At 73.3% G+C, this 12,293-nt stretch carries 12 protein-coding genes and 1 pseudogene; 3 read left to right on the top strand and 10 right to left on the bottom strand.

The window, feature by feature from the left end; genetic code table 11:
* Window positions 1–4 precede the first annotated feature (4 nt).
* The gene (locus D3273_RS07530) at window positions 5–505 is read left to right on the top strand and encodes a pyridoxamine 5'-phosphate oxidase family protein (protein ID WP_129225090.1); all 501 of its coding nucleotides are present in this window, start codon (window positions 5–7) and stop codon (window positions 503–505) included.
* Between the two features lie 43 nt (window positions 506–548).
* Window positions 549–1,835, top strand: a complete 1,287-nt coding sequence (locus D3273_RS07525; RefSeq protein ID WP_245501052.1) for a glycosyltransferase family 2 protein — start codon at window positions 549–551, stop codon at window positions 1,833–1,835.
* Here the strand turns inward: D3273_RS07525 and D3273_RS07520 are convergent.
* The 5 genes and pseudogenes from D3273_RS07520 to msrB all read right to left on the bottom strand — a co-directional run bounded on the left by D3273_RS07520 (window position 1,747) and on the right by msrB (window position 5,490).
* Window positions 1,747–2,334 carry a class I SAM-dependent methyltransferase gene (locus D3273_RS07520; RefSeq protein WP_129225086.1) on the bottom strand — a complete coding sequence of 196 codons (588 nt, stop codon included), beginning with the start codon at window positions 2,332–2,334 and terminating at the stop codon, window positions 1,747–1,749. The two genes, D3273_RS07525 and D3273_RS07520, sit on opposite strands and share 89 nt — an antisense overlap.
* Window positions 2,331–3,068, bottom strand: a complete 738-nt coding sequence (locus D3273_RS07515) for a PIG-L deacetylase family protein (protein WP_129225084.1) — start codon at window positions 3,066–3,068, stop codon at window positions 2,331–2,333. The genes D3273_RS07520 and D3273_RS07515 overlap by 4 nt, the downstream gene beginning before the upstream one ends.
* Window positions 3,065–4,204 (bottom strand): acyl-CoA dehydrogenase family protein, encoded by a 1,140-nt coding sequence (locus tag D3273_RS07510; protein ID WP_129225082.1) that lies wholly within the window; start codon window positions 4,202–4,204, stop codon window positions 3,065–3,067. Before D3273_RS07510 ends, D3273_RS07515 begins: the two co-directional genes overlap by 4 nt.
* 58 nt (window positions 4,205–4,262) lie before the next feature.
* On the bottom strand, window positions 4,263–4,955 hold the full coding sequence (locus D3273_RS07505) for a class I SAM-dependent methyltransferase (protein WP_129225080.1): 693 nt from the start codon (window positions 4,953–4,955) through the stop codon (window positions 4,263–4,265).
* Between the two features lie 54 nt (window positions 4,956–5,009).
* Window positions 5,010–5,490: pseudogene (msrB, locus tag D3273_RS07500) on the bottom strand (peptide-methionine (R)-S-oxide reductase MsrB).
* Between the two features lie 79 nt (window positions 5,491–5,569).
* Here msrB and D3273_RS07495 point away from each other — a divergent pair.
* Window positions 5,570–6,442, top strand: coding sequence for an alpha/beta fold hydrolase (locus D3273_RS07495; protein WP_129225078.1), 873 nt, complete (start codon window positions 5,570–5,572; stop codon window positions 6,440–6,442).
* 110 nt (window positions 6,443–6,552) lie between these two features.
* On the opposite strand, the gene D3273_RS07490 is transcribed toward D3273_RS07495, so the two are convergent.
* From D3273_RS07490 to D3273_RS07470, 5 genes are all read right to left on the bottom strand, one after another.
* Window positions 6,553–7,035, bottom strand: coding sequence for a cupin domain-containing protein (locus D3273_RS07490; protein ID WP_129225076.1), 483 nt, complete (start codon window positions 7,033–7,035; stop codon window positions 6,553–6,555).
* Window positions 7,032–8,738 carry an adenine deaminase gene (gene ade, locus D3273_RS07485; protein WP_129225075.1) on the bottom strand — a complete coding sequence of 569 codons (1,707 nt, stop codon included), beginning with the start codon at window positions 8,736–8,738 and terminating at the stop codon, window positions 7,032–7,034. The genes D3273_RS07490 and ade overlap by 4 nt, the downstream gene beginning before the upstream one ends.
* 178 nt (window positions 8,739–8,916) lie before the next feature.
* Window positions 8,917–10,146 carry an SGNH/GDSL hydrolase family protein gene (locus tag D3273_RS07480; RefSeq protein ID WP_129225073.1) on the bottom strand — a complete coding sequence of 410 codons (1,230 nt, stop codon included), beginning with the start codon at window positions 10,144–10,146 and terminating at the stop codon, window positions 8,917–8,919.
* Window positions 10,147–10,297: 151 nt separating this feature from the next.
* Entirely contained in the window at window positions 10,298–11,296 is a 999-nt protein-coding gene (locus D3273_RS07475; RefSeq protein WP_129225071.1) for an ABC transporter permease, read from the bottom strand.
* Window positions 11,293–12,282: an ABC transporter permease gene (locus D3273_RS07470; RefSeq protein ID WP_129225069.1), complete on the bottom strand. Its 990-nt coding sequence runs from the start codon at window positions 12,280–12,282 to the stop codon at window positions 11,293–11,295. Before D3273_RS07470 ends, D3273_RS07475 begins: the two co-directional genes overlap by 4 nt.
* Window positions 12,283–12,293: the final 11 nt, after the last annotated feature.

Raw genomic sequence — 12,293 nt, 5'->3', positions numbered from 1 at the left:
CGACATGGACCAGCACGAAGAACACGCCCGGACCAAGGTCATGGAGATCGTGAAGGAGCTCAACATCGCCATGCTGTCCACCCGCGGGCCGGACGGCAAGTTCCACAGCCGCCCGATGGCGGTCAGCGATGCCGAGTTCAAGGGCAAGCTCTACTTCCTGACGGACGTGCGCTCCGGCAAGACCCACGACCTGGAAACCGACTCCGAAACCATCGTCACCTTCTCGGACGCGAAGGCGCAGAAATACGTCGCCATGCGGGGCCGGGGCACCATCACGACCGACAAGACGGCCGTGCGCGACCATTGGACCCCGTCCGCCAAGGCGTGGTTCCCCAAGGGCGTCGAGGATCCCGACATCGCGGTCATCACCGTCGACATCGAGGACGCGGAATATTGGGACGCCCCGTCGGGCAAGATCGTCGTGCTCTACGCCTACGCCAAGGCGGTCGTCACGGGTCACAAGCCCGGCAACGTCGGCGAGCACGAGCGCGTGTCGATGAGCTGACGGCCTTCGGGCGATCAACGACGAGGCGACCGGGGCGGACAGCGTGCGCGTATCGACCAGTTCTCCGCCCCCGGCCGTGGTGGCGATCCCGGCGCACGACGAGGCGGAGCGCATCGGCGCGTGCCTCGCCGCCCTGGCGATGCAGCGGGACGACTGCGGCGCGCCGATGCCGGCGGGCAGCTTCTCCGTGCTGGTGCTCGCCAACAACTGCCGCGACGCCACGGCCGATCTGTGCCGCGCCTTCGCCGCCGTGGCACCCTTTCCGCTCCACGTCGTCGAATGCACCCTGGCGCCGGGCGAGGCCCATGCGGGGGGCGCCCGACGCCGCGCCATGGACGCGGCGGCCGACCTGCTGGAACGCGGGCCCGGCCGCGATGGCGTCATCCTCACGACCGACGCCGACAGCCGCGCGGGCCCGACCTGGGTATCGGCGACGCTCGCGGCCTTCGCCCAGGGTGCCGACGCCGTTGCGGCCTACATCGACGCCGACCCGAACGAATATCTGGCGCTGGGCGCGGGGTTCCTCGCGCGCGGCCGCCTCGAAGACCGCCACCTGTCGCGCGTGGCCGAACTCTATGCCGCGCTCGACCCCCGCAGCCACGACCCCTGGCCGAACCATCGCGTCCATTCCGGCGCCGGGATCGCGGTGACGCTCGCGGCCTACCGCGCCGTGGGCGGGCTCCCGATCCGTCCCCTGGGGGAGGACAACGCGCTCGCCCAGGTGCTCGACGAGGCCGGTTTCCTGATCCGCCACAGCACCGAAGCTTTCGTGACGACCTCCTGCCGTTTCGACAGCCGGGCGCCCGGCGGCGCCGGCGACACGATGCGGGCCCGCCACGAGGATCTCGACGCGCCCTGCGACGGCGACCTCGAGCGCGCCAAGAGCCTGTTTCGCCGCGTCCGCACGCGCGGCATCCTGCGGCGGCTGCACGCGGCCGGACGGCTCGGCGACACGGCGGGCTGGCGGCACCGCCTGGGTCTCGACCGCGACGCCGCGGCAGCCCTGGCCCTCGCCTGCGCGGACCGCCCCTTCTCGCACCTGTGGCGGCGGGTCGAGGCCGAATGCCCGGCCCTGCACATTGGCGAGCCCCTGCGGCCCTCCGCACTGCCGCGGGAGATCGAAGCGGTCGAGCGGCTGCTGCGCCGGCTGGAGCGCCTCGGCGTGTCGGCCGAGGCCGCCGGGACCCGCTTTCCCCCGTCCGAAGCCGGACGGGGCGAGCCGGCGATCTCGTTCACGCCGTTCAGCCCCCAGCGGACAGAAGATCCAGCCGGTATTCCGGTTCGCGCCGAGCCGCCGACGAACGGCATCGCGGCGCCGCCGCGGCGATGAACAGGTCCGCCGCTTCGTCGCCGCGCAGCGGGTAGTCGGTTTCGCCGAGCCAGTGGCAGAGCACCACCTGTCCATCCGGCTCCAGGGCGCCGAGGCAGCGACCGGCCAGCGCGGCGAGGTCGGGGCGGGACAGGTAGTACAGCACCTCCGACAGCACGATGAGGTCGTAGCGGCCGTCTGGGAAGTCGCGCGGCAGGGTCGCTTCGCGGAAGGCGACGTTCGGCAGGCCGGCGTTGGCAGTGCGAGCCTCCCCCAGGGCGAGCGCCGACGTGTCGAGCGCCAGCACGGAATCCGAGCGCCCCGCCAGCATGCGGGTGAACACCCCGATCGAGCAGCCCACCTCCAGCGCCGAGCGGTAGCGCGGGCGCGGCAGGATGCCCAGCGTCGCCTCGTACTTGCCCCGCTCGTAGGGGCTGGTGCGAAAGCCCCAAGGATCGATGGTGCGGGCGTAGATGTCGTCGAAGTAGCGGCTGTCGAGCGAGGGCTTGGCGTCCGTCAAGGCTGCACCTCGATGAAGGTTTCGATGGCGCCGAGGAAGGGCGCGAGTTGCGCTTCCGTGAAGCAGAAGGCGCCCGGGTCGTCGTCGATCATCCGCGTCATCTGGGACGGGTAGCAGTCGATGGCGCGGCGCTTCACCGGTCGCACCGCCGCGATGTCGAGCCGGAACCCGCGCGGCGCGGGGGCGTCGAGGACGTCCTGACGCGGGCGATGCAGGCCCCACACCGGATAGGCGAGGAGCCTCGCGCCGAGCCGGGCCGCCGCGGCCCGCGCCATGGCGAAGGCGGTCTCGTGGTCGCAATGGGGGTCATGGCCCCAGGTGACCAGGAGGGTTCGGGCGCCCACCGCCTCGGCATGGGCGACGATCCGCGCGACGGCGGCGTCGAACTCCGGGCCCCCGCTCGGCGTCGCGGCGTCGCGGAGGTCGAGGAAGCCGATCCGGCCCTCGGGCAGGCCCAGGGCCGCCACGGCGGCGCGCGCTTCGTCGCGGCGCAGCGCGATCAGCCGCTCGGGCGGGTGGCTCGGCGAGTTCGGATGCGAGGCGGCGCCGTCGGTGAGGATCAGCACGTGCCCGGCCGGGCCGGCGCGCTCCGCCAGGGCGAGCAGCCCGCCGCAGCCCAGCGTCTCGTCGTCGGGGTGGGGCGACAGCACCAGGAACGGGTCGCGCCCGACCACGTCCTCCACGGTCCCGAAGGGGAGCGCCGCGAGCGCGTCGAGGATGTCGCCGACGGTCATGCGTCCCTCCACAGCAGCCTGGCCGGCGCCGGGGCGGCGAGCACGGCCGCGGCGGCATCCGCCATGGCGCCGTCGGGCGCGGGCTGGCGCAGGTAGGTGGCGAGGTCGCGCGCCACGCGCTCGGCCGGGTGCGGCCGCATGAAGGAGCCGAGGCCCAGGCCGCGGTGCACCGTTTCCATCGTGTCGAGCGCGGCGCGCTCGACGACGCCGCGCGTCAGGCCCACGTAGGCGAGGATCTCGGCCACCGGCCGCGCTTCCGCAGCGACGAGCCGGGCCGCCTGCCCGACCCACAGCGCCGCGGTTTCGGCCGCGGTGGCACAGGCGGCGACGCGCTGGCGCTGATAGGGGTCGCCGCCCCGGCCCATGCGGTTGAGGTCGCCGCGGTACAGGTCGAGCAGGCGCTCGACGGCGCCGAGCTGCACGGCGCAGAAGCGCCAGGCGCCGCCGAAGAAGTTCGGCTGCCGACGGTAATCGTCGTCGGCGCCGATCACTTGGTCGGGCGAGATCGGCAGCCCGTCGAGGTCGACCGTGCCGGTGCAGGTGGAGCGCATGCCCTGCGCGGTCCAGCGCGACAGGTCGGCGCGCGCGCCGGGCTCCAGGTGCGGGATCGTCATCAGGGTGGCGCCGTCCGCGCCGCCCCGCGCCACGGGGACGAGGGGCCGCGTCACGCTGCCGACGCCGGAGGCGAGGATCTTGGCGCCGCGCAGGCGCCACCCGTCGCCGTCGTGCTCCAGCGCCGCCGGCACCGCGCCTTCGGCGTTCCACACACCCGACATCGCGCCCGCGCGGACCTCCTCGGCGAGCATCGCGAGTTGGCGCTGCGTGCCGTAGCGGGCCACCAGCGCCACGGCGTTGACGTGACCCTCGTAGAGCCGCCCGACCGACAGGTCGCCGCCGCCGACGGCCCGCAGGACGTGGCAGAGCGCGTCGACCTCGCCGGGCTCCGCCAGGCCGGCGCCGCCGAGCCGCGTCGGAAAGGGGGCCATCATCAGGTCGGCGGCGTGGAGCAGCGCGACGGCGTCGTGCGGGAAGCCCGCCGCGGCGTCGCGGGCGGCGGCGCCGGCGAAGAGATCCCCCGCGACGCCGTCCGCGGCGGCGACGAGGTCGGCCGTCGCCATGGGTCTGGAATGCGTCATGTCCGGCCGTCCCACTCCGCTTCCGCGACGGGCCAGCCCGGGGCGCCGGGGCGCCGCGTCAGCAGCGGAGGTCCTGCTTTCGCACGGCGAAAACTGTCGCGCCCGAGAAATTGGTCCAATGGTGGGGCGGAATGTTGCAGGCCGTCAGCAGGGTCTCGTCGAACCGCTCGCGCAGATCGTAGGCGTCGGGGATCGGGAACAGCATGCCCAGCGTGCGCCCCAGCGTTTCGACGGAAAAGCGGCGCACATGGAGCGACGGGCCGAAGCGACGCAGCTTCTCGTCGAGGCCGCCGACGATCAGCTCGTCGGTGAAGTCGCCCGGCAGGATCGGCACCGAGAACAGCATGGTGCCGGAGTCGCTGAGCGAACGGGCGAGGCGCAGCAGCACGGCGGAATAGTTGGCCTCGACGTGTTCGAGCACGTGGTTGTGGACGATGAGGTCGTAGCGGTCGCGCGGCAGGTCGAACACGTCTTCCGTGAGGTCGAAGCGCGACACGCCGAGGCCGGGGTAGCGGTCCGGGTCGATGTCGACGGCGCGGTAGTTCGGGCCGCCGATCTCGCGAAGCATCAGGCTCAGCCCGCGCTCGGGGGCGAAGTGCAGGATGTGGGCGCCCGAGGCGGGCTTCAGCTCCTCCGTGACGTGGAGCGCCGCCACCCGGGTGCGTTCGAGCGAGCCGCAGTCGGCGCAGCGCACCGCGGGGCGCTTGGGCATGTCGGTGAAGCGGGAACAGCCGCAGATGTTGCATTGCATGGGCGTGGTCTGCCCCGCCGCGCCGCGTCGCGCAAGGCGCGGGACGGCCGGGGGTCAGGCCGCCCCGGGCCGGAAGCGCATCGCCACGCCGTTCATGCAGTAGCGCAGGCCCGTCGTTGAAGACGTGGCCGAGGTGGCCGCCGCAGGTCGCGCAATGCACCTCCGTGCGGGGGATGCCGAGCGTGTAGTCGCGGCTTTCGCCGACGGCGCCGTCGAGCGGGCGGAAGAAGCTCGGCCAGCCCGTGTGGCTGTCGAACTTGGTGTCGGACGCGAACAGCGCGGCGTCGCAGCCCGCGCAGGCGAAGCGGCCCGCCCGATGTTCGCGGTTGAGGGGGCTCGAATAGGGCCGCTCCGTGCCTTCGCGGCGCAGCACGTCGTAGGCCTGGGGCCCGAGGCGCCCGCGCCAGCCCTCGTCGTCCATGCTGACGGGAAAGGAGCCTTCCGCCGCGCGGGCGGGCCGCGCGAAGCCGAGCCGCCCCGCGATCGCCGCCAGGGCCGCGCCCAAACCCAGAACCTTGCGCCTGTCGACCGCCATGGCGTCCTCCCCGCGGCACGTTCGCCGCGCATCCCGCGTTATACTTGTGGGAAGATAAGATCTCGCGGGACAGCGCGCCATGGGACAGGGAAACGAGGCCGCGCTGCGGCACGGCCGCCATCGCGTCGGCGGCGTCGTGCTGCACGCCGTCGAAGCCGGCCCGGCCGACGGCCCGGCTGTCATCCTGCTGCACGGCTTTCCGGAAGCCTGGTTCGGCTGGCGCCGCCAGATCGGCCCGCTGGCCGCCGCCGGATACCGCGTCGTCGTGCCGGACGGGCGCGGCTACGGCGCCAGCGACAAGCCCGCCGGCATCGACAGCTACCGGATGTCCCGCCTCGCCGACGACGTCGCGGGGCTCGCCGACGCGCTCGGCATCGGGCGGTTCCGCTTGGCCGGGCACGATTGGGGCGGCGTGGTGGCCTGGGCGGCGGCGGCGCTGCATCCCGCGCGGGTCGAGCGGCTCGCCGTGCTGAACGCCCCCCACCCCGACACCTGGACCCGCTACGCCCTCACCCATCCCACCCAGGCCCTGCGGAGCTCCTATGTCGGCCTGTTCCAGCTGCCGAAGCTGCCCGAAGCGCTGCTGAGCGCCGGCCGCCATCGCGCTCTGCGCCGCGCGCTGCTGGAGTCGAGCCGGCCGGGCACCTTCACCGAGGCCGACCTCGACCGCTACGCCGCGGCCTGGTCGGAGCCCGGCGCGCTGACCGCGATGCTGAACTGGTACCGGGCCCTGCGCCACCGGTCGCCGGGCGCCCTGCCCCGCATCGAGGCCGAAACGCTGGTGCTGTGGGGCGTCGAGGATCGCTTCCTGGAGCGCGCCCTGGCCGCCGAGGGCGCCGCCCGCTGCCGCTCGGCCCGGGTCCGATACCTTCCGGCGACCCATTGGGTGCAGCACGAGGAGGCCGAGGCCGTCGTGGCGGAGCTGCTCGGGTTCTTCGGGGCGGCGTCCTAGCGAATGCGCCCCCGTCCGACGCGCCCCAGCCCGGGCGGGGCGCAGGCCCCCCCCCCCCCAGCGAGGGACGAGGAGGCCCGCCCGGCCCGTCCTCCGGTCCCGAACCGACCTCACGGCCCCCGGTGGATCGGGTCGATCCAATGGACCGATTCCGGCTTCTCGGCCGGCTCGACGTCGGTGATGTTCACCACCACGGCCTCGTTGTCGGAGCGCACCAGCACGCAGTCGAGCGGCTGCGACGGGTCGGCGTTGATCTCCTGGTGGGGCACGTAGGGCGGCACGAAGATGAAGTCGCCCGGCCCCGCCTCGGCGACGTATTCGAGCCTGTCGCCCCAGCGCATCCGCGCCCGGCCGCGCAGCACGAAGATGACGCTTTCCAGCGCGCCGTGGTGATGCACGCCCGTCTTCGCGTCGGGCGCGATGGAGACCGTGCCGGCCCAAAGCTTCTGCGCGCCGACGCGGGCGTGGTCGATGGCGACCTGGCGGAACATGCCGGGCGTCTGCGCCGACGCGGGGTCGAGCTGATCGCCGCGGATCACGCGGACGCCGTCGTGTTTCCAGCGCCTGTGCCCGTCCTCGGGGTCTTGGCTCATCCGATCAGCTCCATGCGGTCCACGTCGACCATCCCGAGGTCCGTGATCTTGAGGTGCGGGATCACCGGCAGGGGCAGAAAGGCGACCTGCAGGAAGGGCTCGGCCAGGGTCACGCCGAGGGTGCGGGCCGCGACCCGCAAGGGCAGCAGCCCCGCCCGCACCTCCTCGTGCGAGCGGTCGCTCATCAGCCCGGCGATCGGCAGCGGCAGGTCGGCCAGCACGGTGCCCCGCTCCACCACGGCGAAACCGCCGCCGATGGTGGCGAGGTGGTTCACCGCCGCCGCCATGTCGGCGTCGTCCATGCCCACCACGCAGATGTTGTGGCTGTCGTGGCCGACCGAGGTCGCGACCGCGCCGCGCTTCATCCCGAAGCCGTGGACGAAGCCGCGCCCGACGTTGCCGTTCCGCCCGTGCCGCTCGACCACGCAGACCTTGGCGACGTCCTGCGCGGCGTCGGGCCGCACGAGGCCGTCGGCGGCGGGCAGGTCGCGCGTCAAGCGTTCCGTGATGATCCGCCCCGGCACGACGCCGATGACGGGCGTGGCCCGCCCGGCGCCCGGCATGGCGAAGTCGGCGGCCGACACCGTTCTGGCCCGCATGCTGTCGAGCCCGATCGGCGGCACGCCGCCCCGCGCCGCGAACAAAGCCTCGCCGACGACCCGCCCGGCCGACACGACGTCCGACACCCCGCAGCTGTCGAGCGCGTCGATGAGGACGACGTCGGCCCGGTAGCCCGGCGCCACCATGCCGCGGTCGCGGAGGCCGAAAGCGCGGGCCGCCGTCAGCGTGGCCGAGCGGTAGGCGGCGAGCGGCGGCACACCGAGCGCGACCGCCATGCGGATGATCCCGTCGATGTGCCCCTCCTCGGCGACGTCGAGCGGGTTGCGGTCGTCGGTGCAGAAGGCGAGGAAGGGCGAGGTTTCCACCGTCAGCAGCGGCGCCAGCGCGGCGAGGTCCTTCGACACCGAGCCCTCGCGGATCAGCACCGTCATGCCCTTGCGGATCTTTTCCAGCGCTTCAGCGGCGGCGGTGGCCTCGTGGTCGGTGCCGATGCCCGCTGCCGCGTAGCCGTTGAGGTCGAAGCCGCCGACGAGCGGCGCGTGGCCGTCGACGTGCCCTCCCGCGAAGGCTTCGAGCTTGGCGAGGCAGCCCGGGTCGGCGCCGAGCACGCCCGGGAAATTCATGAATTCGGCGAGGCCGATCACCTTCGGGTGGGCCTTGTAGCGGGCGAGGTCGGCGGCGTCGATCGCGGCGCCGGCCGTTTCCAGCGCGGTGGCGGGCACGCAGGACGAGAGCTGGACCCTCAGGTCCATCACGGTGCGCTCCGCGCAGGCGAGGAAATAGTCGAAGGCGGCGGTGCCCAGCACGTTGGCCATCTCGTGGGGGTCGCAGATGGCCGTGGTGACGCCGTGCGGCAGCACGCAGCGGTCGAACTCGAGCGGGGTCACCAGCGACGATTCCACGTGGAGGTGGGTGTCGATGAAGCCCGGCACGGCGATGCGGCCCCGCCCGTCGAGCACGCTGCGCCCTTCGTAGCGCCCGTAGGTGCCGACGACGGTGTCGCCGCAGACCGCGATGTCGGTGTCGACCAGCGCGCCGGTGACGAGGTCGAGGAGGCGGACATCGCGGATCACGAGGTCGGCGGGCTCCGCGCCGCGCCCTTGGGCGATCCTGCGCGCGATGGTGTCGGCCGATGCCGTCATGCCGAACTCCCGTGTTGTGTCGCGGTGCAGCATGGGATGGACCGCGCGGGCGCGCAAGCGACGCTGGGGAGCCGGCCGGCTGTCGGGACCGTCGGCCGCCGATCGAGGGACGGACATGCCGACGCATCGCCGTCGCGTTGCGGCGCGCGTTCGCGCTCCCCGGCGGTCTGACGGGCTCTCAGTGGCCGGGGCCGAGGATCGCGCTCAGCGGCACCGCATCCGCCAGGGCGGCATAGCCGGCATCGTTGAGGTGGAGGTGGTCGCCGCCGTCATATAGGGGGCGCAACCGTGCAGGTTCGCCCTGGCTGCGCACGGCGGCATCGAAATCGAAGACGGCGTCGTAGGCGCCCGACGTCCGCATCCAGGCGTTCACCCGCTGGCGCACCGCCTCCTTGGCGGGTGAATAATAGGCGGGACCGGCACCGGCGAAGGGCGTCAGCGTGGCGCCGAACACCTTCACACCGGCTTCGCGCGCCTGGGCGATCACCTGGCCATAGGCGGCGATGAGCTCGGCGGCTACGTCCTCCCCGGCCGGGGCATTGATGATGTCGTTGATGCCCTCGAAGACGATGAGCCAGTGCACGCCGGGGCGGCCCAGCACATCGCGCGACACCCGCGCCACGGCACTCGCGCCGACGCCGCTCCACGGGTCTCCCCCCAGCACGCTGTTGCCGGTGAGGCCGGCATCGATGGCGCCGACGCGGAAGCGGCTGGCGGCCAGCAGCCTTTCGGCCAGCCGGTCGGGATAGCGGCGCTCGCCGCCCGTGGTGGCGTCCAGCCCGTCGGTGATCGAGTCGCCGAGGCAGGCGACGGCGCCGCTGGGCAGGTTGCCGACCATGGCCGAGATGCCGGCGAGGTAGAACCCCGAGCCCGTCGCCGCCGCGCCCGACATGACGGCCTCGGCGGCGTGGTCGCCCGGGGCCGTGTAATTGGTCTCGGATGCGATCAGGTGCCCCACCTGCAGCGGGCTGGCCGAGCGGAACAGGGCCGACACGGCGAGGCGGGTCAACGGCTGCAGGGGCATGTCCACCGGGTCCGAGATGACGCCGGCGCCGGGCGCCACGACGATCGTGGCGCCGCCGTTGAACGTCACCTTGTGGTCGGTCGAGACCTGGACCGAGCCCGGCGTCGCGCCCGGCAGGGCCACATGGGCGTCGGCGATCGCCAGGGGCTTCGTCCCGGTCTCGTTGGAGAAGCGCAGGCTGAACCGGTCGCCTCCGACGGCGATGCGCGCGAACTGGCGCACGGTGTGCCCCGACACGTTGGGCGTTTCGAGCGTGGCGATCGACGATGCCCACGTCGCCACGGACTGGGCCAGTGCGGCCCCCGGTGCCGCGACGGCGAGCACCGCCAGCAACGCCGCGCGAAAGCGGATCGGCGAAGCGGTTCGCAATCCTGAGGCCGTCATCTGTGCATCCGGGTGTCACCCGGGCGGGGATGCCGGGTCGGTCGCGCGCAGATGGCGGCAATCTTGAACGCGGTTCAAGAGACGGAATGTAACAGCCGCGGGGCAAATGCGCCGAAGCGGGGCCGCCGCGACCGTTCGATGGGGGACGGGATCACGCCCGCTCCGGCGAGCCCCGCGCCACGAGCTTGGCTTGCGCCACCACGACGAGCAGCAGGAAGGCGCCGCGGATCACCGACTGCCAGTAGGCGGACAGCGACACGGTGCCGAGGCCGTTCTCGAAGTTGAGGATGTTGAAGATGAGCCCGAGCAGGATCACCCCGGCCAGCGTGGTGACGACCGAGCCGTTGCCGCCGTTGAGCGGCGTGCCGCCCACCACCACGGCCGAGATGGCGAAGAGCTCCCAGCCCTGCCCCTCGATGGGCTGGCCGGCGCCGAACTGCGCCGCCAGGACCACGCCGGCGAGCCCCGCCAGCGCGCCGCTGACGGCGTAGACGGCCCACTTGGTCCCGTCCGCCGGCAGCCCCATCAGCCGCGTCGCTTCCTCGTTGCCCCCCACCGCCAGCACGGTGCGGCCGAAGGCGGTGCGCTCGAGGGCGACCCAGCCGATGGCGAAGCAGGCGAGCGCGACCAGCGCCGGCACCGGGAACCCGGCGACGTCGCCCTGGCCGAGGTCGGTGAAGCCGCTGTCGTAGGAGGCCGATACGGTGCCGTTGCCGGCAGCCAGCAGCGCCACGCCCCGCGCCCCCAGCATCGTGGCCAGGGTGGCGATGAAGGGCGCGATGCCGAGCCGCACCACCGCGAAGCCGTTGACGAGCCCGACCGCGAGCCCCGTGCCGACGCCGGCCGCGAGGCCCCAAGCCTCGCCGGAGGGGGACGCCAGCGCCGACACGACGCTGCCCAGCGCCGCCACGGCGCCGACCGACAGGTCGATGCCGCCCGTGGCGATGACGAACAGCATGCCGAGGCTCACCAGGGCGAACATGGAATTATAGCCGAGAAAGCTCAGCACGTTGAACGGGCTGAGGAAGCGCTCGTAGCGCAAGGCGCCGAACAGGATCAGCGCGCCGAGCCCCAGCACCACGCCGTAGCGGCCGAGCAGCAGGAGCCCGCGCTCGCGCTGGGCCAGCGTCGGGGCGTTCAACAGGTTCATGACCGGCCCTGCCGCTGGATCCAAACGGCGCCGAGGATCAGCGCCGCCTTGACGACGAGCGCCGCGGCGTCGGGCACGCCGTTGGCGATGAGGGTGGTGCGGACGAGCTGGATGATCAGCGCGCCCACCAGCGTGCCCACCACGGTGGCGCGGCCGCCGGCCAGCAGCGTGCCGCCGACCGCCACGGCCGCGATGGCGTCGAGCTCCATGCCGGAGCCGACGAGGTTGGCGTCCGACGAGGAGTTGATCGCCACCGTGATCAGCCCCGCGACACCCGACGCTAAGCCGCTCAGCGCGTAGACGAGGCGTTTCACCCGCACCACCGGCACGCCGGACAGCCGCGCCGCCCGCTCGTTGCCGCCGATCGCCAGGATCTGCCGCCCCACCAGCGAGCGCTTCAGCGCGAAGGCGCCGGCCGCCACCGCGGCGACCATCAGGAGCGCCTGGAACGGCACGCCGAGGATGCGGCCGAGGCCCAGGAAGCCGAACGCGGGCTGGGCGAAGCTTTGCACGTTGCCGTTGGTCATCACCTGGGCGATGCCGCGCCCGGCGATGTAGAGCACCAGCGTCGCCACGATGGGCTGGATGCGGTAGCGCGTGATGACGGCGCCGTTCAGCCAGCCCAGCGCGATGGCGGCCAGGACCGGCAGCGCGATCGACAGCGCCACGCCGAGCCCGGCCGAGCCGAAGCGCGCCAGCGCGGCGGCGTAGACGATCGGCGCCAGCGCCCCCGCGATGGCCATCAGCGAGCCCACCGACAGGTCGATGCCGCCGGTGGCGATCACCAGCGTCATGGCGACCGCCACGATCCCGATCGGCGCCACCTGGGTCAGGTTGATGTTCAACGTCCCCGGCGACAGGAAATAGGGCGTCACGGCCGCGTTGAAGGCGAGCAGCACCGCCAGCGCCAGGACGGCGCCGTTGCGGCGGAGCGCCAGGCCCGCGGACAAGCGGCGCGGCCGGGGGACGAGGGCGCGGTCGGTCATCGGTGGCGGTT

Source organism: Lichenibacterium minor, assembly GCF_004137685.1.
Classification (GTDB): Bacteria; Pseudomonadota; Alphaproteobacteria; order Rhizobiales; family Beijerinckiaceae; genus Lichenihabitans; species Lichenihabitans minor.
The sequence above is the reverse complement of the archived record's forward strand: the minus strand, read 5'-3'. Positions and strand labels throughout refer to the sequence as shown.